At 72.2% G+C, this 23662-nt stretch carries 22 protein-coding genes and 2 tRNA genes; 8 read left to right on the top strand and 16 right to left on the bottom strand.

The window, feature by feature from the left end; genetic code table 11:
- Window positions 1-57 precede the first annotated feature (57 nt).
- On the bottom strand, window positions 58-294 hold the full coding sequence (locus ACIRPP_RS13935) for a hypothetical protein (protein WP_403641590.1): 237 nt from the start codon (window positions 292-294) through the stop codon (window positions 58-60).
- Window positions 295-387: 93 nt separating this feature from the next.
- Here ACIRPP_RS13935 and ACIRPP_RS13930 point away from each other — a divergent pair, with 93 nt between their 5' ends.
- Complete coding sequence (locus ACIRPP_RS13930; protein ID WP_403641587.1) at window positions 388-1350, top strand: GlxA family transcriptional regulator; 963 nt, start codon at window positions 388-390, stop codon at window positions 1348-1350.
- 21 nt (window positions 1351-1371) lie between these two features.
- On the opposite strand, the gene ACIRPP_RS13925 is transcribed toward ACIRPP_RS13930, so the two are convergent.
- The 10 genes from ACIRPP_RS13925 to ACIRPP_RS13880 all read right to left on the bottom strand — a co-directional run bounded on the left by ACIRPP_RS13925 (window position 1372) and on the right by ACIRPP_RS13880 (window position 11586).
- Window positions 1372-2742: a cytochrome P450 gene (locus tag ACIRPP_RS13925; RefSeq protein WP_403641584.1), complete on the bottom strand. Its 1371-nt coding sequence runs from the start codon at window positions 2740-2742 to the stop codon at window positions 1372-1374.
- Window positions 2739-3824: an epi-isozizaene synthase gene (gene cyc1, locus ACIRPP_RS13920; protein WP_403642172.1), complete on the bottom strand. Its 1086-nt coding sequence runs from the start codon at window positions 3822-3824 to the stop codon at window positions 2739-2741. The genes ACIRPP_RS13925 and cyc1 overlap by 4 nt, the downstream gene beginning before the upstream one ends.
- A 300-nt stretch (window positions 3825-4124) precedes the next feature.
- Window positions 4125-4775, bottom strand: a complete 651-nt coding sequence (gene def / locus ACIRPP_RS13915; protein ID WP_403641581.1) for a peptide deformylase — start codon at window positions 4773-4775, stop codon at window positions 4125-4127.
- Between the two features lie 118 nt (window positions 4776-4893).
- Window positions 4894-5874: a c-type cytochrome biogenesis protein gene (locus ACIRPP_RS13910; RefSeq protein ID WP_164334060.1), complete on the bottom strand. Its 981-nt coding sequence runs from the start codon at window positions 5872-5874 to the stop codon at window positions 4894-4896.
- A 157-nt stretch (window positions 5875-6031) separates the two neighbouring features.
- Window positions 6032-7255, bottom strand: a complete 1224-nt coding sequence (locus ACIRPP_RS13905; protein ID WP_403641578.1) for an HD-GYP domain-containing protein — start codon at window positions 7253-7255, stop codon at window positions 6032-6034.
- 62 nt (window positions 7256-7317) lie between these two features.
- A complete protein-coding gene (locus ACIRPP_RS13900; RefSeq protein ID WP_403641575.1) occupies window positions 7318-8667 on the bottom strand; it encodes an HD-GYP domain-containing protein in 1350 nt (449 codons plus the stop codon).
- A 165-nt stretch (window positions 8668-8832) separates the two neighbouring features.
- Window positions 8833-9144: a mycothiol system anti-sigma-R factor gene (gene rsrA, locus ACIRPP_RS13895; RefSeq protein WP_403641572.1), complete on the bottom strand. Its 312-nt coding sequence runs from the start codon at window positions 9142-9144 to the stop codon at window positions 8833-8835.
- On the bottom strand, window positions 9141-9827 hold the full coding sequence (sigR, locus tag ACIRPP_RS13890) for an RNA polymerase sigma factor SigR (protein WP_205076674.1): 687 nt from the start codon (window positions 9825-9827) through the stop codon (window positions 9141-9143). Before sigR ends, rsrA begins: the two co-directional genes overlap by 4 nt.
- Before the next feature lie 255 nt (window positions 9828-10082).
- Window positions 10083-10748: an alpha/beta family hydrolase gene (locus tag ACIRPP_RS13885; protein ID WP_403642168.1), complete on the bottom strand. Its 666-nt coding sequence runs from the start codon at window positions 10746-10748 to the stop codon at window positions 10083-10085.
- A 22-nt stretch (window positions 10749-10770) separates the two neighbouring features.
- Window positions 10771-11586 carry an SOS response-associated peptidase gene (locus tag ACIRPP_RS13880; protein ID WP_403641569.1) on the bottom strand — a complete coding sequence of 272 codons (816 nt, stop codon included), beginning with the start codon at window positions 11584-11586 and terminating at the stop codon, window positions 10771-10773.
- A gap of 51 nt (window positions 11587-11637) precedes the next feature.
- Between ACIRPP_RS13880 and ACIRPP_RS13875 the strand changes: the two genes are divergently transcribed.
- From ACIRPP_RS13875 to ACIRPP_RS13860, 4 genes are all read left to right on the top strand, one after another.
- Entirely contained in the window at window positions 11638-12369 is a 732-nt protein-coding gene (locus ACIRPP_RS13875) for a M50 family metallopeptidase (RefSeq protein ID WP_403641566.1), read from the top strand.
- 111 nt (window positions 12370-12480) lie between these two features.
- Window positions 12481-13797, top strand: coding sequence for a 3-phosphoshikimate 1-carboxyvinyltransferase (aroA, locus tag ACIRPP_RS13870; protein WP_403641563.1), 1317 nt, complete (start codon window positions 12481-12483; stop codon window positions 13795-13797).
- Between the two features lie 12 nt (window positions 13798-13809).
- Window positions 13810-14820 (top strand): ribosome small subunit-dependent GTPase A, encoded by a 1011-nt coding sequence (gene rsgA, locus ACIRPP_RS13865; RefSeq protein WP_403641560.1) that lies wholly within the window; start codon window positions 13810-13812, stop codon window positions 14818-14820.
- Between the two features lie 134 nt (window positions 14821-14954).
- Window positions 14955-15278, top strand: coding sequence for a multidrug efflux SMR transporter (locus tag ACIRPP_RS13860; RefSeq protein WP_164333688.1), 324 nt, complete (start codon window positions 14955-14957; stop codon window positions 15276-15278).
- Window positions 15279-15307: 29 nt separating this feature from the next.
- Here ACIRPP_RS13860 and ACIRPP_RS13855 read toward each other — a convergent pair whose 3' ends face one another.
- Window positions 15308-15916: a TetR/AcrR family transcriptional regulator gene (locus tag ACIRPP_RS13855; protein ID WP_403641557.1), complete on the bottom strand. Its 609-nt coding sequence runs from the start codon at window positions 15914-15916 to the stop codon at window positions 15308-15310.
- A 185-nt stretch (window positions 15917-16101) separates the two neighbouring features.
- On the opposite strand from ACIRPP_RS13855, the gene hisN reads away from it, so the two are divergent.
- The 3 genes from hisN to ACIRPP_RS13840 all read left to right on the top strand — a co-directional run bounded on the left by hisN (window position 16102) and on the right by ACIRPP_RS13840 (window position 18164).
- Window positions 16102-16902: a histidinol-phosphatase gene (hisN, locus tag ACIRPP_RS13850; protein ID WP_403641555.1), complete on the top strand. Its 801-nt coding sequence runs from the start codon at window positions 16102-16104 to the stop codon at window positions 16900-16902.
- A 171-nt stretch (window positions 16903-17073) separates the two neighbouring features.
- A complete protein-coding gene (locus ACIRPP_RS13845) occupies window positions 17074-17484 on the top strand; it encodes a cyclic nucleotide-binding/CBS domain-containing protein (protein ID WP_403641553.1) in 411 nt (136 codons plus the stop codon).
- Window positions 17485-17747: 263 nt separating this feature from the next.
- The gene (locus ACIRPP_RS13840; protein WP_164333426.1) at window positions 17748-18164 is read left to right on the top strand and encodes a Fur family transcriptional regulator; all 417 of its coding nucleotides are present in this window, start codon (window positions 17748-17750) and stop codon (window positions 18162-18164) included.
- A gap of 175 nt (window positions 18165-18339) precedes the next feature.
- On the opposite strand, the gene ACIRPP_RS13835 is transcribed toward ACIRPP_RS13840, so the two are convergent.
- From ACIRPP_RS13835 to ACIRPP_RS13820, 4 genes are all read right to left on the bottom strand, one after another.
- Window positions 18340-18413, bottom strand: a tRNA-Met gene (locus tag ACIRPP_RS13835).
- Window positions 18414-18543: 130 nt separating this feature from the next.
- The gene (locus tag ACIRPP_RS13830; protein ID WP_403641550.1) at window positions 18544-20373 is read right to left on the bottom strand and encodes a tetratricopeptide repeat protein; all 1830 of its coding nucleotides are present in this window, start codon (window positions 20371-20373) and stop codon (window positions 18544-18546) included.
- 222 nt (window positions 20374-20595) lie between these two features.
- Window positions 20596-20669 (bottom strand) — tRNA-Met (locus ACIRPP_RS13825).
- A gap of 64 nt (window positions 20670-20733) precedes the next feature.
- Window positions 20734-23661, bottom strand: a complete 2928-nt coding sequence (locus tag ACIRPP_RS13820) for a UPF0182 family protein (RefSeq protein WP_403642165.1) — start codon at window positions 23659-23661, stop codon at window positions 20734-20736.
- Between the last annotated feature and the right edge of the window lies 1 nt (window position 23662).

Genomic DNA, 23662 nt, shown 5'->3' with positions numbered 1-23662 from the left:
GCCGGGCCGGAACCCGAGGTCCGTCCGGTCCGGCACCCGCGGGGGTGCCGCTCCGCCTCACGCCGCCCGGGCGGTGTGGTGCGGGTCGGCGCTCCGCGCCGGGCCGGACGTGTCCGAGGGCACGGCCCGCAGGGCGGCGTTACGGCGGGGCAGGGGCCTGGTCTCGGCCTGCCGGAGCTGGCGGTCGATCCGCCGGTCGCGCACGATGCCGACCACGGCGGGCAGGATCATCAGCGCGAACAGTCCGAGAACGAAGAGCATTCCGATCAGTGCTTGCGTCTGTGTCGTATCCATAGACACCAGTGTTACGTCGAATGCTCCTTACCGACAGTGGCAGGACTGCCGCGCACCCTCGATTTACTGCCAGAGGCGAGGCAGACTGGGGGCATGCTGCGCAATGTGGCCGTCGTTCTGCTCGACGGCGTCAACCCCTTCGAACTCGGGGTCGTCTGCGAGGTGTTCGGCACCGACCGGACCGACGACGGCCTGCCCGGCTACGACTTCGCGGTCGCCTCCGCCGAGGGCCCGGCCGTGCGCACCGAATCGGGCTTCACGCTGCAGGTCGAGCACGGCCTGGAGCGTCTGGAGAGCGCCGACCTCATCGCCGTCCCCGCCGGACGGGGCTTCGGCTCGCGGACCTTCCCGCCCGACCTGCTGGACGCGCTGCGCCGCGGGGTCGCCCGGGGCGCCCGGGTGGCCAGCGTCTGCTCCGGGGTGTTCGTCCTCGCCGCGGCCGGACTCCTCGACGGCCGCCGCGCCGCGGTCCACTGGCTCCACGCCGAGGAGTTGAAGCGGCAGTACCCGCACCTGACGGTGGAGCCGGACGTGCTCTACGTCGACGAGGACCCGGTGATCACCTCCGCCGGAACCGCCGCCGGCATCGACGCCTGCCTGCACCTGGTGCGCAAGGAACACGGCTCGGAGGTCGCCAACCGGATCGCCCGGCGCATGGTCGTCCCGCCGCACCGCGAGGGCGGCCAGGCCCAGTACATCGAGCACCCCCTGCCCCGCCCGGGGGGCGACACGGTGTCGGAGGTGCTGGTGTGGATGCAGCAGCACCTCGACGAGGAGGTCACCGTCGAACAGCTCGCGGCTCGTGCGCTGATGTCGCCCCGGACCTTCGCCCGCCGCTTCCAGCAGGAGACCGGCACCACGCCCTACCGCTGGATCCTGGGCCAGCGGGTGCTGCTCGCGCAGCGCCTGCTGGAGGGGACCGACGAGACGGTGGACGCGATCGCCGGCCGCACCGGGTTCGGCACCGCAGCCGCGCTGCGCCACCACTTCGTGCGGGCCGTGGGCACCACGCCGAACGCCTACCGGCGGACGTTCCGCGGCCCGCAGGCCGCCTGAACGCCCACCGGAGGACGTCACTCAGCGCTCGACCGGCCGCAGCAGCAGACGGTTCGGGCGCAGGGTGATGCCGACCCGGGTGGCGGGATCGGACCCGCCGGTCTGCTCGAAGCGGTACCGGGTGGCCAGTGCCGCCGTGATCAGCGTCAGCATGGCCATGGAGAAGTGGTCGCTCGGGCACTTGCGGTTACCCACACTGAACGGCCGCATGGCATATTTCGGCACGTCCTTCGAACGTTCCGGAAGCCACCGGTCGGGGTCGAACTCCAGGTGACGCTCGTACGATTTCGGATCGCGTTGGATCGCGTACGGGCTGTAGATGATGTCCGCCCCGGCCGGAATGTGATAGCCACCGAGTTCCGTGTCGGTGACCGCACGCCGGGTCAGAATCCAGACGGCCGGGCGCAAACGCATCGCCTCGACGACGACATTGCCGGTGTGCGTGAGCTTGCGGACGTCCTCGAATGCCACCGGGCGCCCACCCGTGACGGAGAGGACTTCGTCGCGGACCCTGTCCCCTTGCTCCGGGTGGTCGGCGAGCAACTCCAGCAGCCACATGATCGTCGAGGCGATCGTTTCACTGCCCGGGGTCAGTATCGCGACGACTTGGTCGTGGATCTCCTGTTCCCCGATGGGGTCGCCATTGTCGTCCTTCGCGTCGAGCAATGCCGTCAGCAAATCGTCCGGCTTTTGACCGGATGCACGGCGTTCGGCGATGATCTCGTCGACCAGGAGATGCAAATCGGCCAGCGCCCGGTTGAATTCGCGGTTGGCCGGCAACGGCAGCCGGTACAGCCGGCCGAGCGGCACCACCATCCGCCGGTACATGCCGCGGAAGACGGTCGCCAGGGCGACGCACAGCCGCTCCGCCCGCTCGTCCATGAACTGCCCGCGCAGCAGGCAGCGGGCCGCGACGCGCACGGCGATCCGGAACGACTCGGAGGTGGCGTCGATCGTGCGGCCCGACGCCCACCGTTCGGCCAGGGCGTGCGCCTCCTCCTCCATGATCGGCCCGTAGGCGGGGATGGCGTCCAGCTTGAAGGCGGGCTGGATGGTGCGCCGCTGGCGGCGGTGCAGCGGGCCGTTGGCGGTGGCCACGCCCTCCTTGCCGAGCAGCCCCTCCAGGGACTCCCACAGCGGGCCGGAGATGATGTAGTCCGGGCTGAGCGCCAGCGCCCCCGTGAGGGCGGGCGTGGTGACGGCGTAGACGGTCTTGGGCCCCAGTTTGAGGCGCACGACGTCGCCGTGGTCGCGCAGCTGTGCCATGAAGGCCAGCGGGTCCCGGACCAGCTTCCAGCCGTGGCCGAGGCCCGGGACGCCGCCGCCCGCCACGGGGGGCACCAGCAGACCGGCCGGGGCAGTTGCCTCGGGTTTCACCGACTCGACGGTCATTTCTCACCTGCCGCTTCGTTGTTGACGTACGGGGGCGTCGACCGGTCGTCCCAGCTGTCGACCCGGTACCGGCCGGACTCGTGGTGGAACCAGTAGACGGAACTGAACCAGTTCCGCATGTTTGCGATGCAGGCGCGCACGGCGCCGCCCAGCTCCTTTCCGCCCACGGTTCCGTCGTCGAGACCGTCGGCGAACCGTAAACCCTCTCTCTCCGCCTCCAGGAATCCCGTGATGCATTCCTCGACGCGACGCCTGAGATCGACGACCGCTTCTTCGAGCGTCATGCCCTCGTGGGTGACGAGACTGATTCCGAGATTGTGGACCTCATTGCCCGCCAATTCCTTCGGCAATGAGCAGAGGTCGTTGTACCAGGCGGCGAATTCCTGACTGAGCAGCGCCGCCTTCCGGTAGGCGGGGTGATGCCGGACGGATTCCGGGAGTTCAAGTCCGGCACTGGGTTCCAGGAGATCGGTCCAGATCCAGTGCGCGAAGGTGAGGCGGCGCAGTTCCAGGTATTCCTCCACACCCGGCACAATGCCTTCCGTCCGGTTTCTGAATTCCCGGTCGTACGCCTCGATCACGGTGTGGAAGTGCCGGGCGAACCGGGCGTTCCACGACCCGGGCAGGAACGCGTACAGCCGCTCCACGCTGTCCGCGAGCCCGGCCACCAGGGGATCGCCGTGACGCAGGTGGTCCGCGGGACGGTCGAGGGCGGTGTGCAGCGCGTCCTTGAGCCGCCGCCAGGCGGCGGGGCGGCCGTGGACGATGTCGCGGTCGTGCCGGTCGTCCCAGACGAAGAACCAGGCGCTGTAGTCCGCTATCGCCTGCATGACCTCGTCGGGGGCACCGATGTAGTAGCCCGCCATGAGGTCCGTGTAGCACAGGCCGTCGGCATATTCCGCCACCTTGTCCGCCGGCATGAGCCGCTTTTCGAGCAGCCACGCACGGGTGTTCTCCTGGAGCTTCGGCCAATACGGGTGGAGTTGCCGGGGAAACGCCTCCTCGATCACCGGGAGAGACAGCGCCGGTGGAACCGCGATGGTGGTCGGTGTCGATGTGGTGCCGTGTGACAAAGCATGCACGAACAATCCCCTCTCAGCCGCCAGTTGCGGACACCCGTCCCCCGCCGGGCGTGCGCCGGTGCATATCCCCGCTCCTCTATTCAGCACCACAACTGACCGTTCTGGGAACGGATTTGCTTCATTCACTACCCCAGGATGCCGAGAACCTCCTCTTGCGTGTCTTGATTTGGATCAGTAAGGGACCGGCGGCACCGGACAACAGCTGGGGACGCGAACGGCGCCCGGTCCCGGAGTGAACCGGGACGGGGCGCCGTGCGGAAGGGGCGGGCGGGCCGGACGGGGCCGGACGGGCCCGCCAGGTCAGTCGTTGGCGACCACGGGGTAGCGGGGCTCGTTCTCGGCCATCTGCCGCAGCGCATCCTTGCGTTCCCGCTTGGACAGCCGGTCGATGTAGAGGTAGCCGTAGAGGTGGTCGGTCTCGTGCTGCAGGCAGCGCGCGAAGTAGCCGGTGCCGCGAACCTTGATCGGGTTGCCCCGCTCGTCCTGCCCGGTCACCTCGGCGTAGTCGGGGCGGGCCAGCGGCGCGTAGGCGGTGGGCACCGACAGGCAGCCCTCGTTGCTGTCGTCCAGCCGCCGCTGCTCGGCGGGCAGTTCGACCAGCTTGGGGTTGCAGACCACGCCGACGTGGCGGGTGCCCTCGTCGTCCGGGCAGTCGTAGACGAAGACCTTCAGGTCGACGCCGATCTGGTTGGCGGCCAGGCCCACGCCCTCGGCGGTGCGCTGGCTGGCGAACATGTCGTCGACCAGCTGCCGCAAGGTGTCGTCGAACTCCGTGACGTCCCGGCACTCCTTGTGCAGCACCGGGTTGCCGACCACGGTGATCGGGCGGGAGGTGCCGCGCTCGCGGTAGGCGGCCTCGCGCTCCTCGCAGTCCTCCGTGTCGATGACGTACCCCTCGTCGTCCACGGGGAGCACGCCCGCGTGCTGCTGATCGGTGTCCTGCTGAGCCATGACCGACGTGTGCCTTCCTGAAAAAATCCGGGCTGGGATGCTGCTACAGGGTACGGGGAGCGCGCCCGCCGGGCGCGGGGAACAGGGTCCGCCCCGGCCGGGCGGGGCGGGGGTGCGCTCAGCAGACCTCTTCGAGGTCCCGCCAGTCGCGGGAGTCCGGGCTGTCGGCGACCCACCCGTCCAGCAGTCCGCGCACCAGCGCCGCCGGCGCCGCCACCCCGCACTCCCGCTCGGGCACCCACAACTGCCCGTCGGTGCGGTGGCCCAGGGGGCCGGGGTGACCCGGCTCGCTGTGGTCGTGCGGGTCGAGATGCTCGCCCTCGCCCTCGTCGGAGGGCATCCGGGACTCGGAGCACATCCGGCACAGCAGCCGCACCGACGACGACCAGTCCTCGGCGGCGAACCCGGCATCGGCGGCCAGCGCCTCCAGGGCGTCCCGGTCGGCCTCGGTCTCGGCCTCCAGCAGGACCACCCAGGTCGGCACGGGGGACGGCGCCCACAACTCGATCTCGTCGAACACCGGGTAGGTGTGCCCGGCGGCCGTGCTGCGCTCGCCGTGCGGCACGCCGTCGTGCAGGACGACCTCGCCCCAGCGGCGGCCGGACGACGGCAGCGGGATCGACAGCACCTCGATACGGGCGGGGTCCAGCCGGCGCCCCCACACCACCTCGGCCTCGCCCTCCGGGGACAGCCGCACGGCGGCGCTGCCCAGGTCCATGCCGAGCGGTTCACCGGAGTCGGTGGGTGAGCCGGGCACCTTCAGTCCGTAGGCCTGCCAGGCCCGGCGGGCCAGCGGCCAGTCCTGCAGGGCGGTGGCGGCGATGCCGACGTTCCACCAGTCGGGCGCTCCGGTGTCCCGGTCGAGCAGGGCGACGGCCCGCAGCCCGGCCGCCCGCGCCTGCTCCCAGTCGTGCCGGAACTTGTGCAGCAGCGCGAGGTTGAACCAGGACTCCGACAGCCAGGGCTCCAGGTCGGCGGCGCGGGTCAGCAGCGCGCCGGCGTCCTCGTACCGGCCGTCGCCGATGAGGGTGAACGCGCGGTCCGTGGCCTGCCGCCAGGAGGCGGATGGCCGGTTCCGTCCCTTGCCGAAGATCCTCACGATTCCCGCCTGCCAGTTCCGTGCGGTGGGCCGGCTGTGCCTTTCCGCGCCCCCTGACACTCTCCTCTTCGCATCCAACCACGTACGGCCGGAAGGGCGCTCATTACCCATGGGTTACCCAGCCTCGTACCGGGTCAGACAGTCCCGTCCGTGGCCCTCACCACGCTCCGTCCCCGTGTTCACGCCCCACCTCCGTGTTCCGCGCCAGCACCCGGGCCAGGGCGGCGACGACCTCCGGTGCGTACTCTCCCGCGGCACCGAACCTCAGGTCCTCCAGTGCCGTCAGCGGCCCGCCGGGGCCTCCTTCCCTGGACTTCTCCTCGTACGCGTTCACCACCCGGACGATCCGCGCGGCCAGCGGCTGGCCGGGGTGCGGGTCGCACTGCTGCTCCACGATCCGGGCGACCTCGGGGTCCACCCCGGTCTGGCGCACCACGGCCCCGCCGAGCAGGGCGATCCGCCGCTGCTCGGTGACCGGCAGGGCGGAGGTCGCACCGGCCGGCACCGGGTCGACGAGGCTCAGCTGGCCGATGTCGTGCATCAGCGCGGCGTACTCCAGAAGGGTCAGTTCGGGTGCGGTCAGGCCGAGGTCCCGGCCCACCGCACGGCTGAGCGCGGCCACCCGGCGGGCGTGCCCGGCCGGGGTGCAGCCCGCGATCTCGGTGGCCCGGGCCAGGGAGGCGATGGTCTGCCGGTACGTGGCCCGCACGGCGGCGTACCGCCGGTGGGACAGCTGGGCGAGCAGCAGCGGGACCGCGAGGACGGGCAGCGCCCACAGTCCGGCCACGGCGACCGCGAGCGCCATGACCGCCCCGGTCGCGATCACGGCGGCCTCGATGCCGGGGACCGCCCGCAGCTCGTCCCGCAGCAGCGGCGGGAAGGGCCACCCGGTGCGGGAGCGGGCCAGCGCGGCCGCCAGCACGGCGTCGCCGAGCGTGGCCAGGGAGATCAGGACGAGCAGCAGCAGGGCGTGGGCGGACCCGCCCCAGTCGTCGAACGCGCCCCGGTTGTACAAGGGCTGGAAGCAGACCGCGACGAAGCCGACGGCGAGCACCCGGCGGGCCAGCTGGTCGGCGTCCGGCCCGTGCCCGCGGGCGGTGTTCGGCACGCTGCCCAGCAGGGAGGCGGCGAGCACGACGGTGACGACCTGGGCCGCGTCGTGCCGGCTGGGTTCCCCGCCCGCGTCGCCGAGCAGCGCGTACGCCAGCGACCCGGCGGCGGCGAGCGGCGCGGCCTGCCGGATCCGCGGGGCGCCGCGGCGGGTGAGTTCGCCGACGGTGATGAGCACGGTGAAGGCGAGGAGGGCGTCGCGGTCCTCGGCCCCGTGCCAGAGGACGGAGGCGAAGCAGCCGGCGGCGACGAGACCGGCGCACAGATGCACGAGGGTGGGCAGACGGGGACGCCTGCTGACGTGGGCCCCTCGGGGCGGGGCGGGTCGCGGCGTCACGGGGTGGCCCCGGACCGGCCGGTGACCGGCTCGGCGGGCGCGGGGACGGCGGGGGTGCGCGGGTCGTCGGCGGTCACGGCCGGATGCCAGCCGTCCCGGCCGATCACCCGGACCAGGGCCGTCACCATGCGCGGGTCGAAGTGGTCGCCCGCGCACCGCTGGAGTTCCCGGAGCGCCACGGGCACCGGCCGGGCCCTGCTGTAGGAGCGGGTGGAGGTCATCGCGTCGAAGGCGTCGGCGACCGCGACCACCCGCGCACACTCGGGGATCTGGCCGCCCGTCAGCCCGTAGGGGTAGCCCGTGCCGTCCATCCGCTCGTGGTGGTGCAGCACCGCCTCCCGGGCCTCCCCGAGGAAGGAGATCCCGCGCACCATCTCGTGCCCGTACTCGGGGTGCAGCTCGATCACCCGCCGTTCCTCGGGGGTGAGGGGGCCGTCCTTGGTGAGCAGCCGGGTGGGGACGCCCAGCTTTCCGACGTCGTGCAGGATGCCGGCGAACCGCAGCACCTCGACCCGCTCGTCGTCCATGCCCAGTTCACGCGCGATCATCATGGAGGCGTGGCCGACGCGTTCGCTGTGCCCGCGGGTGTAGCCGTCCTTGATGTCGACGGCCTGGACCAGGGCGCGGATCGTCGCCTGGTGGGCGGCGCGCTCCTGGTGGTACTGGGCGAACGCCCACCAGGACACGGCCATCGGCAGCAGCACCAGCAGCGCGGCGACGGGCCCGTAGGGGCTGCGCCAGAGGAGGGCCATCATCAGGGCGGCCAGCCCGTGCACGGTGACGGGCACCAGCAGCGGCAGGAGCAGCCGCCACCATGCGACCGGCCCGGGCACCCCGGCGGTGCGGCCGAGCGGCCGGCCCGCGACGAGGGCGCGCAGGACGCCGTCGAGCACGGTGAGCACGAGGCAGAACGCGAGGACGGCGGCGCCGGCCGCGGCGAGGGCGCCGGGGACGTCGCCGTCGGCGACCGCGTGCGGCCCGCCGACGGCCTGGTGGGCGCGGCCCGCGGCCCACACGGCGAGGACCGGCTGGGCGGCGCGCCAGATCCGCCGGACGGGGTCCGGCCGCCCGTGCACGGGCAGGAACAGGGCGCCGGGCAGGGCGACCAGGGCCGCGGCGGACGGCGGGAGGAGGAAGGCCCCGGCGAGCAGCACGGGGTAGCCGGTGCCGCCCGGGTGCGGGGCGCCGAGGCGGCGCGACCGGGCGAGGTGCTCGCAGCCGGCGTACAGCGCGGCGAGCAGGACGGCAGCCGGCCATGCGGCCCGCGGGCCGGGCGCCAGGCAGAGGACGGCGAGCAGGACCACCACCGCGACGTATGCGCGGGCCCGTGCCGGTAATGCCTCCATGAGCCCCTCCCCCACCGTGCCCGCCGCACCCGGCACGCCGCCGTCGGCCTATGGAGCCTAGGGCGGCACGGGGGGCTCTCGCGGGCCGATAACCCGCGGATTAGCACGGACGGGTGACGCCGCCGGCGTCCCGGGAGGGTGGTGCCGCCACGGGGGCGGCGGGGGTCAGGACTCCTGCGGCCGGATGGGCGAGGCGGTGACGTCCTGGTCGGGCACGGCCTGCCCGGAACGGATCAGCTCGATCCGGCCCATGACCTTGGACCGCAGGTCGCCCGGCACGTCGTCGTGCCCGCAGCAGCGCTTGACCAGCTTCTTCACGGCCTGCTCCAGCCCGTACTTCTCCAGGCAGGGCGAGCACTCCTCGAAGTGGTGCTCGAACTTCACGCAGTCCGCATCCGGCATCTCACGGTCGAGGAACTCGTAGAGATGATCGAGGATTTCGCTGCAATCCGTCTCGTGCGGCTCTCCGCAGCTCATGACCTCGAGCCTTTCGCTTCGTTCGACTCTCCGGCGCCGGCCGGGACCAACCCCCGCTCGCGGGCGTAGTCCTCGAGCATGCCGCGCAGCTGACGGCGGCCCCGGTGCAGGCGGGACATCACCGTACCGATGGGTGTGCCCATGATGTCGGCGATCTCCTTGTACGCAAAGCCCTCGACGTCCGCGAGGTACACGGCGATGCGGAATTCCTCGGGAATCGCCTGCAGGGCTTCCTTCACGTCCGAGTCCGGCAGGTGGTCCAGCGCCTGCGACTCGGCGGAGCGCAGGCCCGTCGACATGTGGGACTCGGCGCGCGCGAGCTGCCAGTCCTCGATCTCCTCGGCACCGCTGCGCTGGGGTTCGCGCTGCTTCTTGCGGTACGAGTTGATGAAGGTGTTGGTGAGGATCCGGTACAGCCACGCCTTGAGGTTGGTGCCTTCGCGGAACTGGTGGAAGGACGCGTACGCCTTGGCGTACGTCTCCTGGACCAGGTCCTCAGCGTCCGCGGGGTTGCGCGTCATACGCAGCCCGGCGGAGTACATCTGGTCGAGGAATTCGAGCGCGTCCCGCTCGAAGCGCGCGCTGCGCTCCGCGCTCGTCTCGGCGCTCGCGCCACCCCGGCCCTCGGGCTGCTCCGCCTGGCCGTGTTCGGTCCCTGCGTCGGTACCGGGAACCGGACCCACCTCCTCGAGTGTCGTCGTGAGACCGGAACCGGTCTCACCCGAATCGGAGGATAGACGACGATCCGGTCCGCCCGCCGCCCGAATCGGGGCGGTCCTGGCCGCGGGCAGCACCGTCCAGTCCAGGTCGGCGCGTGCGCTGCGGTTCGGGCAGAGCGTGGAACCCATGCGGCGGACTTCCTCTCCTACGACGGCGATGCCGTTGACCGGCACGTATGTCCGCCTCAACAGCGAAGGCGCCCCGGACATTCCCGCGCCCTACGCGAGGCCCCCGGCCCACCGCGCGACGGCGTCCGTGACGACCGCCACCGCCTCGTCCTGGGTCAGGCCGGCCCGCTTGGGGACCGCGAATCCGTGATCCCCGTGCGGCACCTCCACCAGTTCGTGGGGCCCGTCGGGGAACTCGGCGGGCCGGCCGAAGGGGTCGTTGCCGCCCTGCACGACGAGGGTGGGCACCCCCGCGCCGAGCAGTTCGGCGGCCCGGGACTTCTCCGGCCGGCCCGGCGGGTGCAGGGGGAAGCTCAGGGCGAGGACGGCGCGGGCGCCGAGCTCGGTGGCGGTGCGGCAGGCCACGCGGGCACCGGCGCTGCGTCCGCCGGAGATCACCGGCAGGCCCGGTTCCGTCAGCGCGGGCCAGACGCCGCGCCAGCCGGTGTCCAGGGTCTTCGGCGCGGGGGCCACCTTCCTGCCGGCCACCCGCCAGGGCTGCTCGACGAGGGCGACGGTGATCCCGTGCGCGGGCAGGACTGCGGCCAGCGCCCGCAGGTCACGGACCTCGATGCCGCCCCCGGCGCCGTGGCCGAGGGCGAGCACGAGCCGGGCGTCGCCCTGGGCGGGGTGCCAGGTGACGCGGGCCTCACCGGCGTCGGTCCCGACGGTCCGGACGGCGGGGGCCGGGGTGGTCTGCGGGGTCCGGGGGGTCACGCGTGGGTTCTGGGGGGTCACGTCAGAAGAGTGTGCCCTCTTCCGGGGCCGCCAGCTCCTTGAGCAGTTCCGGACCGTTGTTGCGGACGTTGCTGACCGCCGTGGTGACCGGGTAGGCGCGCATCAGGCCGGGGGGCGGCGGCGCGAGCAGCGCGCGCAGGTCCTCGACGTCGGTGCGGGCCGGGTCCAGCCAGGCGTCCCAGCGGTCCGGGGTGAGCATCAGCGGCATCCGGGGGTGGATCTCGGCCAGGGAGTGGGGGCCGTCCGCCGGGGACACGGCGAGCGGGTCGGTCTCCGCCTCGGTGGTGATCACGGAGCAGGTGACCCACCAGGCCCGCGGGTGGTCGTCCGGCAGCGTCCGGTCCCGCCAGAACTCGTACAGGCCGGCCATCGCGAACACCGAACCGTCGGCCGGCGTCACGAAGTAGGGCTGCTTGCGGGGGCGCTTCTTCTTCCCCTCGACCTCCAGCTCCCGCTCCTGCTTGCCGGTGACCCACTCGTAATAGCCGTCGGCGGGCAGGATGCAGCGGCGGGTGCTGAACGCGCGCCGGTAGGACGGCTTCTCGTGCACGGTCTCCGCGCGGGCGTTGATCATCCGGGCGCCGCCCTCGGGCGTCTTCGACCAGGAGGGGACCAGGCCCCACTTCAGGGTGCGCAGCTGGCGAACCGGGCGGTCGTCGTCCGCGTCCTTCAGGGCACGGTCCAGAACGGCGTGCACCTCCTTGGTGGGCGCCACGTTGTAGTCGGGTTCCAGGGACTCCTGCGCTTCCCACTTCTCGATCTCGAAGATCCCCGCGAGGTCCTCGGGGCTGCGACTCGCTGCATACCGTCCGCACATACGTGCAACACTGCCAGACTCCGCACGCCCAGAGGGAGCAGTCACAGACACATGGAAAGCACGGTCAGCACCGCAGCGGCCTCGTTCACCTCCCTCTGGGACGAGGTGTCCGGCACCCAGCCCGACCCCGACCTGTGGGTGGTGATCGCCACCCTGGGCGCCGCCCTGGCCGTGGTCGTGCCGCACGCCCTGTGGCGGCTGTCCCGCAACGCCATCACCATCGCCCACGAGGGCGGGCACGGTCTGGTGGCCCTGCTGACCGGCCGCACGCTGACCGGGATACGCCTGCACTCGGACACCAGCGGCCTGACCGTCAGCCGCGGCAAGCCGCACGGCATCGGCATGATCCTCACCGCCGCCGCCGGGTACACCGCTCCGCCGCTGCTGGGGCTGGGCGGCGCGGCCCTGCTCGGCGCCGGGCGGATCACCCTGCTGCTGTGGCTGGCCACCGCGCTGCTGCTGGCGATGCTGGTGATGATCCGCAACGCCTACGGGGCGCTGACCGTGCTCGTCACCGGCGGCACCTTCGTCCTGGTGTCCTGGCTGGCGGGGCCGCAGGTGCAGGCGGCGTTCGCCTACGCGGTGGTGTGGTTCCTGCTGCTGGGCGGGGTGCGCCCGGCCTTCGAGCTGCAGGCCAAGCGGGCGCGCGGCGGCGCGGGCGACTCCGACGCCGACCAGCTGTCGCGGCTGACCCACGTACCGGCGGGGATGTGGTTCTTCCTGTTCCACGCGGTGTCGCTGTGCTCACTGCTCGGCGGGGGGCGCTGGCTGCTGGGGTGGTGAGCTGCCCGTCGCGCGACGCGTGAGCGCGGTCCGCACGCGCTCCGCCGAGCGGGCGCGACCGGCCCGGACAGCGGCGTCCCGGTCCGCGGGCCTCCTTATAAGGTGGGCCTCATGGCCCCGAATTCCGCACCCACCGCCCTCTGGCCCGCCCCGCACGCGAGCGGAGCCGTCAACGCGACGGTCCACGTGCCCGGGTCCAAGTCGGTCACCAACCGTGCTCTCGTGCTCGCCGCCCTCGCCTCCGAGCCGGGCTGGCTGCGCCGCCCGCTCCGCTCCCGCGACACCCTGCTGATGGCCGAGGCGCTGCGCGCCATGGGCGTGGAGATCGAGGAGGGCGTCGGCCCCGACGGCACCGGCGAGGCGTGGCGGGTGGTCCCCACCGGGCTGCGCGGCCCGGCCACGGTCGACGTCGGCAACGCGGGCACGGTGATGCGGTTCCTGCCCCCGGTGGCCACGCTCGCCGACGGCCCCGTCCGCTTCGACGGCGACCCCCGCTCCCACGAGCGGCCCCTGAACGGTGTCATCGACGCGCTGCGGCACCTGGGCGCCCGGATCGACGACGACGGGCGCGGCGCGCTGCCGATGACCGTGCACGGCGGCGGCGCCCTCGACGGCGGCACGGTGCCGGTGGACGCCTCGTCGTCCTCCCAGTTCGTCAGCGCGCTGCTGCTGTCCGCGCCGCGCTTCAACCAGGGCGTGGAGGTCCGCCACACCGGCGCGACGCTGCCGTCGCTGCCGCACATCCGGATGACCGTCGACATGCTGCGCGCGGTCGGCGCCCAGGTGGACACCCCCGAGGCGGGCGGCGAGCCCAACGTCTGGCGGGTCACCCCGGGCGCGCTGCTCGGCCGGGACCTGACCGTGGAGCCGGACCTGTCCAACGCCCAGCCGTTCCTGGCGGCGGCGCTGGTGACCGGCGGGCGGGTCGTCGTGCCGGACTGGCCGGCGCACACCACGCAGCCCGGTGACCGGCTGCGGGAGATCTTCACGGAGATGGGCGGTTCCTGCGAGCTCACCGACCAGGGCCTGGTGTTCACCGGGTCCGGCGCGGTCCACGGCATCGACGTGGACCTCGGCGAGGTCGGCGAGCTGGCGCCGGGCGTCGCCGCGGTGGCCGCCCTCGCGGACTCGCCGTCCACCCTGCGCGGCGTGGCCCACCTGCGGCTGCACGAGACGGACCGGCTGGCCGCGCTCACCAAGGAGATCAACGAGCTCGGCGGCGACGTCACCGAGACCGCCGACGGCTTGCACATCCGCCCGCGGCCGCTGCACGGCGGCGTCTTCCACACCTACGAGGACCACCGCATGGCCACCGCGGGTTCGGTGATCGGTCTGGCGGTCGAGGGCGTGCAGATCGAGAACGTGGCGACCACCGCGAAGACCATGCCGGACTTCCCCGAACTGTGGGCCGGAATGCTCGGGGCGTAAGGACTCCACACCATGCGCCGCTACGGCAAGCACACCGACGAGGACGACATCCGCTCCCGCCCGAACCGCAGGGGCAACCGGCCGCGCACCCACATCCGGCCCAAGCACGAGGATGCCGCCGAGGGCCTGGTCCTCACCGTCGACCGGGGCCGGCTGACCTGCCTGGTCGACGGGCGGACCGTGACGGCGATGAAGGCCCGCGAGCTGGGGCGCAAGGCCGCCGTCGTCGGTGACCGGGTGGCGATCGTCGGTGACCTGTCCGGCCGCAAGGACACGCTCGCGCGGATCGTGCGCATCGCGGAGCGCACCTCGGTGCTGCGGCGCACCGCGGACGACGACGACCCCTACGAGCGGGTCGTCGTCGCCAACGCCGACCAGCTGGCCGTCGTCACCGCCCTCGCCGACCCTGAGCCCCGGCCGCGCCTGATCGACCGCTGCCTCGTCGCGGCGTACGACGGCGGCCTGTCGCCGCTGCTGGTGCTGACCAAGTCGGACCTGGCCCCGCCCGACAAGCTGCTGGAGCTGTACGGCGACCTGGACATCCCCTACGTGGTCACGAGCCGCGCGGAGCTGGAGAGCGGGGCGGCGGTGGACCGTGTGCGGGCCCAGCTGGACGGCCGGATCACGGCGTTCGTCGGACACTCCGGGGTGGGCAAGACCACGCTGGTCAACGCCCTGGTGCCGGAGGAACGCCGACGCAACACGGGCCACGTCAACGCGGTGACCGGGCGCGGACGGCACACGACGACGTCCGCGCTGGCGCTGCCCCTGTCGGGGGCCGAGGGGTGGGTCATCGACACCCCGGGGGTGCGGTCGTTCGGGCTCGCGCACGTCGATCCGTCCCGGGTCATCCACGCCTTCCCCGACCTGGAACCGGGCACCGAGGGCTGTCCCCGCGCGTGCAGCCACGACGAGCCGGACTGCGCGCTGGACGCCTGGGTGGCCGAGGGTCACGCGGACCCGGCGCGGCTGTACTCGCTGCGCCGGCTGCTGGCGACCCGGGAACACGCGGACGGTGACTGATCTTCGCGTTGTTCGACCCGCCCCGCGGACGGTAAGTGCATAATCGCACCGAGTCGGATCTAGCCGGACGAGTGGGACCGCCCTGCCCCACTGACGGAGCAGTCACCGGGCGTGGGCCAACGGGAGGACGACAGATGGCGTGGCTGCTGGTCGTGGTGGCGGGATTACTGGAGACCGGCTTCGCCGTCTGCCTGAAGTTGTCGCACGGATTCACCCGGCTGTGGCCGACGATCGCGTTCGCGGCGTTCGCCCTGGGCAGCTTCGGTCTGCTGACCCTCGCCCTGAAGAAGCTGGACGTCGGCCCGGCCTACGCCGTGTGGACCGGCATCGGCGCGGCGGGCACGGCCATCTACGGCATGGTGTTCCTGGGTGACCTGGTCTCGACCCTGAAGATCGTGTCGATCAGCCTGGTGATCATCGGAGTGATCGGACTGCAGCTGTCGGGCTCGGCCCACTGAGCGCCGCGCCGCCGCCCTGCCGCACCGGATCAGGGCGCGGGCTGGCGGGGCAGGGCTCCCCGGACGAGGTCGGCGACGCCGCCGTTGCCGGGCGGGGCGGCGACACAGGACAGGGCGAGCCGGACCACCAGCTCGCAGGCCCGGGCCAGGTCGCTCGTGTCGGAGCGGGCGATGCCCTGCCCGGTCAGGGCGTTGACGGCCCGGTCGCGCACCAGGGCGACGACGTCACCGGGTGAGGGCAGCGGCCCGTCGGCGCGCCGCTGCGCCGGGACGGACGAGGTGGACGGCACCGGAGTACGGGCCGGGGCGGGCAGCCGCTCCCCCCAGCAGCCGGTGAGGACGGCGCGCACCAGGGCGTTGTCGCGGGCCGCGGCGACCGTCCACTCGGCGGTCGCGGTCAGGCGGTCCCGGGGGTCGCCATGGACGTTGAGCGCGCGGTCCACCCCGGCGAGGTAGCCGTCGGCCTCCCGCCGGACCAGAGCCCGCGCCAGGCCGTCCTTGCTGCCGAACTCGTTGTACAGCGTCTGCCGCGAGACCCCGGCCGCGGCGGCCACGTCCACCATCCGCACCGCCGACCAGGGCCGCCGCGCCAGCGCGGCGTACGCGGCATCCAGCAGAGACTCGCGCGCTGCGGGCATCAGCGCCTCCCTCGGTGCGAGCGGGCGACTCTGCGGTTCAGATTTGACGCGACCGAATGCACTGTCAAGGGTGCGCGCGCGTCACCGCGCGGGCGGCGCCCGCCCCCGTTCCCGCCCCCGCGTCCGCCCTTCCTCCACGGCACCCCTGTGGCCCCGGCGCCACCTCGGCCGATAGCGTTCGTTGCATGCCCGACTACCTCGACGATCTGCGTCTCGCCCATGTCCTCGCGGACGCGGCCGACGCCGCGACCATGGACCGGTTCAAGGCCCTCGACCTCAAGGTGGAGACGAAACCGGACATGACGCCGGTGAGCGAGGCGGACAAGGCGGCGGAGGAACTCATCCGCGGCCACCTCGCGCGCGCCCGCCCGAGGGACGCGGTCCTCGGCGAGGAGTACGGCGTCGAGGGCACCGGCCCCCGGCGCTGGGTGATCGACCCCATCGACGGCACCAAGAACTACGTGCGCGGTGTCCCGGTCTGGGCCACCCTGATCGCCCTGATGGAAGCAGCCGAGGGCGGGTTCCGTCCGGTCGTCGGCCTGGTCTCCGCGCCGGCGCTGGGCCGCCGCTGGTGGGCCGCGCTGGACCACGGCGCCTTTTCCGGACGCAGCCTGACCTCGGCCTCCCGGCTGCACGTCTCCCAGGTCTCGCAGCTCTCCGACGCCTCCTTCGCCTACTCCTCGCTCAGCGGCTGGGAGGAGCAGGGGCGCCTGGACGGCTTCCTCGACCTGACCCGGGAGGTGTGGCGCACCCGGGCGTACGGCGACTTCTGGCCGTACATGATGGTCGCCGAGGGGGCGGTCGACCTGTGCGCGGAGCCGGAGCTGTCGCTCTGGGACATGGCGGCCACCTCGATCGTCGTGACCGAGGCGGGCGGCAGCTTCACCGGTCTCGACGGCCGGCCGGGCCCGCACAGCGGCAACGCGGCCGCGTCGAACGGCCTGCTGCACGACGAGTTGCTGGGCTATCTCAACCAGCGCTACTGAGCTTCACGAGGCCGGCGTGCGCGCCCCCGGCGGGCCGCACGCGCCCTCTTGTTGACCACCCCTTTGCCTGCCACTCTGAGAGTCCACCCACTTGTGAACTTGTGAAATCGCGCACGAGCGGACCCGATGTCCGCCCGGCCTGCGGTTTCCGGTAGGAGGTGGCTCCACCCCATGCTCGTCCGCGACGCCATGAGCACCGTGGTCCTCACCATCGGCCCCACCCACACCCTCCGACAGGCCGCCACCCTGATGTCCGCCCGCCGCGTGGGCGCGGCCGTGGTGCTGGACCCCGACGGCACCGGCATCGGCATCCTCACCGAGCGCGACATCCTCAACTCCGTGGGCCTCGGCGAGGACCCGGACACCGAGCACGCCCACGCCCACACCACCACCGACGTCGTCTTCGCGGCGCCCACCTGGACCCTGGACGACGCCGCGCACGCCATGTCCCACGGCGGCTTCCGCCATCTGATCGTCCTGGAGCGCGACGAGCCCGTCGGCATCGTCTCGGTGCGCGACATCATCCGCTGCTGGGCACCCGTACGACAGCGGTCTGCCGCCACAGCGCAGGTGCCCGCCTGACCTCCGCCCGCCCCCGCGGCGGCCGGCACCCGGCCGCCGCGCACGAGAAAGGGCCGGACCCCGCACAGGGAGTCCGGCCCGCCGTCGGCAAGCGGTCCAGCGCTGGAGGTCGGCCGCGGAGGGCCTGTACCGCGGCCTCCAGCCACTTGCCGAAGTTTGGGTATCGCTCGACACGACCCTACAATAGACAATGTCTAGGTCAAGTGAGGTTCCAAAGTCACACCCGTTCGGGACCTGGTCCCCCTGCTGTTAGGCTGGTTCCCATGAGTGACCTTCTGGAACGCCTGCGCGGACGCGGATGGCGGATGACCGCGCAGCGCCGTGTCGTGGCCGAGGTCCTCGACGGTGAGCACGTCCATCTGACGGCCGACGAGGTCCACGCCAGGGCCGTCGCCAAGCTGCCCGAGATCTCCCGGGCGACCGTCTACAACACCCTCGGCGAGCTGGTCTCGCTGGGCGAGGTGCTGGAGGTCGCCACGGACAAGCGGGCCAAGCGCTACGACCCGAACGCCCACCGCCCGCACCACCACCTGGTGTGCGCGCAGTGCGGCGCGATCCGTGACGTGCATCCGACCGGCAATCCGCTGTCGGACCTGCCCGACTCCGAGCGCTTCGGCTTCACCGTCTCCGACGTCGAGGTCACCTACCGGGGCGTCTGCCCGAACTGCGCGGCCGCCTAGCGCCCGCCGCACCCCCTTCTGCACGAAGCCCCCGGCACCGTTTCGGTGCCGGGGCTTCGTCATGGCCGTGTGCCGAGCAGGCCGGGCGGCGGGAGCCGGCCGCCTTCGGGCATGTAGGAACCCACGCAAGAACCGAGGGCCGGAACCCTTTCGGATTCCGGCCCTCGGCCTTCAGTAGCGGGGACAGGATTTGAACCTGCGACCTCTGGGTTATGAGCCCAGCGAGCTACCGAGCTGCTCCACCCCGCGTCGGTGAATGCAACGTTACGTCAAGGACGCGGACGGAGGCAAATCCCTTCCGGGCCCCGTCCCGACCGGTGCGGGACCGGCCGGGAACGGGCTCGACCAGGCAGGACCGAGCAGGACGGGGCAGGACCGCTCACGCGGACAGTTCCTGGCGCAGGGCGTCGCGCAGCCGGGTCGCCCGCTCCGTCACCGCTTCCGGGCCCAGCGCCGCCGCCCGGTCCGCCCAGCGCTGCCCCTCGGCGAGCTCGCCCCGCCGCGCGTAGACCAGGGCCAGCCGCAGGGCGGCCCGCCCGTGCCCGGCGTCGGCCGCCCGGCTCCACCAGACCGCCGCCTCCGGCTCGCTGCCCTCCCGGGCCAGCAGCAGCCCCAGGTTGAAGGCCCCGTTGCGGGAACCGGCCTCGGCCGCCGCCCGGTACCAGCGGGCCGCCTCGACGACGTCGCCGCGGGCCGCGGCCAGCATGCCGACCCGGACCTGGGCGCGCCGGTGCCCCTGGGAGGCCGCGCGCTCGTACCACTCCTCGCACTCGCTGCGCCGGTGCACCGGCTCGCCGAGTTCGTGCGCGGGCTCCGGCGGACGGCGGGCGTCGAGCAGCGTCGCGAGCCGGTAGGCGGCCTCCGCGCTGCCGCCCCCCGCGGCGCAGCGCAGGTACCGCTCGGCCTCGCCCTCGTCGCCGGCACGCAGCCGCGCCATGCCGACCTGGAGGGCCGCCTCGGTGTGCCCGGCGGCGGCCGCCCGCTCGTACCAGCGCAGCGCGGCGCGCTCCTCCTCGCGGCCCGCGTGCAGGATGCCGAGGTTGAAGGCGGCGTCCACGCTCCCGGCCTCGGCCGCCTTGGAGAACCACGGCTCCGCGCCGGCCTCGTCCCCGGCCCGCAGCAGCAGGATCGCCAGCGCGTTCGCCGCCTCGCGGTGCCCGGCGTAGGCGGCCCTGCGGTACCACTGCTCGGCCTGCTGGGTCCGCCCCTGCTCGGCGCAGAGCAGCCCGAGGTTGTAGGCGCCGTTGATGTCGCCCGCGTCCATCGCCGCGCGGTACCAGCGCTCCGCGGTCTGCGTCTCGCCCCGTTCGGCGTGCAGCGCGCCCAGCGCGTTGGCCGCGTTGCCGTCGCCGTCCTGGGCGGCCCGCAGCCACCACACGGCGGCGTTCTCTGTGTCCCCGGCGTCCCGGAGCAGGAACCCGAGCGCGCAGGCGGCCCGCACCTCGCCGTCCTTGGCGGAGGTCAGATACCAGCGGCCGGCCTCCTTGAGCTCGCCCCGCCGCTCCAGGATCGCCCCGAGGTGCAGGGCGGCCCGGCGGTGGCCGCGCGCCGCGGCCTGCCGGTACCACTGCTCGGCCTCGCCGCCGTCCGCGCCGTCCGGGACGCCGTCGTCCTCGTCACTCTCCGGTGCGGACCGGCGGTCCAAGGACCGGGCCAGGCGGTAGGCCGCCTCCCGGTGCCCACGCTCGGCGGCGGCCCGCATCCACTGCTCGGCGCCGGCCGTGTCCCCGCGGTGCTCCAGCAGGTCGGCGAGGGCGTACGCGCCCAGGGCGTGGCCCTGTTCGGCGGACTGGCGCAGCCAGTACTCGGCGGCGGGTTCGTCGCCGCGCTCCCGGTGGTGACGGCCCAGCGCGTGTGCGGCGGCCGCGGAGCCGGCGACGGCGGCGATCCGCCACCACCCGGCGGCCTCGTCGGCGTAGCCCCGCTGGTGGAGCAGGACGCCCAGGTTGTTGGCGGCGGCACGGTCGCCGGCGGCGGTGGCGGCACGCAGGTGGGGTTCGGCTCCGTCGAGGTCGCCGCGGCGCAGCAGCATGGCGCCGAGCACGCTCATCGCCTCGACGTCGCCCGCCTCGGCGGCCAGTCTCTGGCGCAGCTCCTCGGCCGCCTCGTCGGTGACCTCCACCGCCTCGCCGTCGGGCTCCGGGCGAGGGGAGGGCTGCGCAAATCGCCCTGTCTCGAACAGAGTTGCCTTGTCCCCCATAACGTTCATCGTCGCACCACCTGCAACCTGGGTACACCTGGTATACCGCAGCCAGTGAGGTCACTTCAGCGTTTTGTCGACATGCCCACAGAGAGACAAGTCAAACACAGATCGCCCAACTCACGGCGTCGGCGCGGCTGTCGGCCGCGTCGGCACATGCGTTCGCACACCAAAAAGCCCGGATTCCCTGTGGAATCCGGGCCTTTGGTGTCGCTCACTTCGCGACGTCAGTAGCGGGGACAGGATTTGAACCTGCGACCTCTGGGTTATGAGCCCAGCGAGCTACCGAGCTGCTCCACCCCGCGCCGTTGTGAAAGAACCGTACCACGGCGCGGGATGGGGCTTCGACCAGCCTGACCAGGCAGCTCGCTAGCCGCTCGGGCTGGCGTCGGGGGCGGGACTGCTGTCCCCGCCGCCTCCGCCGTCGGCGGACTGGGCGTCCTCAGCCCTGCGCAGGGCGTCCTCGAGCTCCTTCTGCGCCTTGCCGTAGGCCTCCCAGTCGTTCTTCTTCAGGGCTTCCTGACCGGCCTCGAACGCCTCCTGGGCGTCGTTGAGCGCTTCCTGGACCGTCGGGTTGTCCGACGGGGGCGGCGGCTTGGTGCCCTCGTCCTCGCCGGTGCCCTCGTCCTGACCCGGTGGCTGGCTCGTACCGCCCTCGGTGCCGAAGACCTTGTCGAGGGCCTGTTCCAGGGTGTCCTCGAAGGCGGTCTGGCCTCCGTAGGTGACCAGCACCTTCCGCAGCAGCGGGTACTTCAGTCCGCCACCGCGCACATAGACCGGCTCCACGTAGAGCAGTCCGCCGTCGAGCGGCACGGCCAGCAGGTTGCCGTACTCCACCTCGGAGTCGCCGCCTCTGAGCAGCCTGATGGACTCGGCGATCTCCTGCTGCGAGTTGAACTGGCTCTGGACCTGCTTGGGTCCGGCGGCCGTCGTACTCGCCGGCAGCTTCAGGATTCTGATCTTGCCGTAGTCCTCGGTGCCCGCTTCCGCGTCGACCGCCATGAACCCGCTGAGGTTGTCACGGCCGTTCGGAGTGAACGTGGTGGTGAGCGAGAAGACCTGTTCCTTCTGGTCCGGCATCTTCATGCTCAGGTAGTACGGCGGTACCGTCTCGCCCGTCTTGTTCGTCGGGTCGTCCGGCACCTGCCACACCTCACTGCCGGAGAGGAACGTCGTGGCGTCCTTCACGTGGTAGCGGGTGAGCAGCTCACGCTGCACCTTGAACAGGTCCTGCGGGTACCGCAGATGGGCCATCAGGGTTTCCGAGATCTCGCCCTTCGGCTCCACGGTGTCCGGGAACGCCTTCATCCACGTCTTCAGGACGGGATCCTCGGTGTCCCACTGGTAGAGCTTGACCTCGCCGCTGTACGCGTCGACGGTCGCCTTCACCGAGTTGCGGATGTAGTTGACCTGGTTCTGCTGGGCCACCACCGCGCGGTTGTCGTTGGTGGCGGTCAGCGAGTCGGCCGTGGTGTCGCCGAGCGTCGTCCGCGACGAGTACGGGTAGCCGTTGCTCGTCGTGTAGGCGTCGACGATCCACTGGATCCGGCCGTCCACGACCGCCGGGTAGGCGTCGCCGTCGATGGTCAGCCACGGGGCGATCGCCTCGACGCGCTCCTTGGGCGTGCGGTTGTACAGGATCCGCGAACCGTCGCCGATGGCGCCGGAGTACAGGATCTGCGGCTCGCTGAACGCGACCGCGTACGCCGCCCGGTTGATCGGGTTGGCGAGGTTGACGCCGCTGTCGCCCTTGTAGCTGTAGGTCTTCTCACCGCTGTCGTCGGAGTAGTCGATCTCCTTCTGGGGACCGCCGACGATCGAGTACGTGGTGGTGCGCTCGCCGTAGTAGACGCGCTGCTCGTACGTGCCCAGATCGCCCTTCGACGGGAGGTCGGACTCGGTGAAGACCGGGCGTCCGCCGGCGTCCGCGCTGGTGCCCTCGGCGGCGACGACGCCGTAGCCGTGGGTGTAGCGGAAGTGGTCGTTGATCCAGTTCCGCTTCGGGATGCCGTTGTAGTTCAGCTCGCGCAGACCGATGACGGTGTCCTGGTCCTTGCCGTCCTTGGTGTACCGGTCCACGTCCAGGTTGGTCGGGAACGCGTAGTAGTTCCTGATCTGCTGGAGCTGCTGGAACGTCGGCGAGACGATGTTCGGGTCCATGATGCGGATGCTCGCCGTGTCGGTGACGGTGTCCCGCAGCTTGGTCTTGTCCTCGGTCTGGCTGGTGCCCGGGTAATCGGTGACCTGGGTGCCGTCGATGCCGTAGGCCTCGCGCGTCGCCTTGAGGTTCTTCTCGACGTACGGCGCTTCCTTGGCCTGCTCGTTCGGCTGGACCTGGAACTTCTGCACGATCGCCGGGTACAGGCCGCCGATCAGGATCGCCGACAGCACCATCAGGCCGAAGCCGATGACGGGCAGCTGCCAGGTGCGCCGCCACAGGGTGGCGAAGAACAGCAGCGCGCAGATCACGGCGATGCAGAACAGGATCGTCTTGGCCGGCAGATACGCGTTGGCGTCCACGTACCGCAGGCCCGTCCAGCTGTCGGTGGCCTTGAAGTCGCTGGACTTCACCGCCAGCCCGTACCGGTCGAGCCAGTAGGCGACCGCCTTCAGGGCGACGAAGATGCCGATCAGCACGGACAGGTGGCCGGTGGCCGCGGCCGTCGCGCGCGCGCCGGGGCTGGTGATGCGCAGCCCGCCGTAGAGGTAGTGGGTGAGCGCGGCGGCGATCACCGACAGGATGACCGTGGCGAATCCGAAACCGAGCAGGAAGCGGTACCACGGCAGGTCGAAGGCGTAGAAGGATACGTCCAGCTTGAACTGGGGGTCCTTCTCACCGAAGGGCACACCGTTGATCCACATCAGCCAGGTGCGCCACTGGCTGGACGCCGAGGCACCGGCGATCAGGCCGACCAGCGCGGTGATGCCCAGCAGCAGCCACTTCTTGTACGGGGCGATGCCCATCCGGTACCGGTCGAGGTTCTGCTGCTCCATCGACATGGCACTGAGCGGCGGCCGCAGCCGGTGCGCCAGCCAGATGTTGACCCCGACCGACGCGGCCATCAGCAGACCGAAGACGAAGAAGAGGCCGATCTTGGTCCACAGGGTGGTCGTGAAGACCGACGAGTAGTCGACCGAGCGATACCACAGCCAGTCGGTCCAGAACCCCGCGAACATGGTGAACACCATGCCGAGGACGGCAAGGACGCCCAGTGTCATGAGCAGGGTCCGGACCCGCCGGGACGGACGGCCCACTCTCATCCGTGGCCCCGTCGGGCCTCCGCCGCGGTCCGGCATC

This window comes from Streptomyces sp. NPDC101219 (assembly GCF_044767675.1).
Lineage (GTDB): Bacteria > Actinomycetota > Actinomycetes > Streptomycetales > Streptomycetaceae > Streptomyces.
This window is presented reverse-complemented; position numbering and strand designations above follow the sequence as displayed.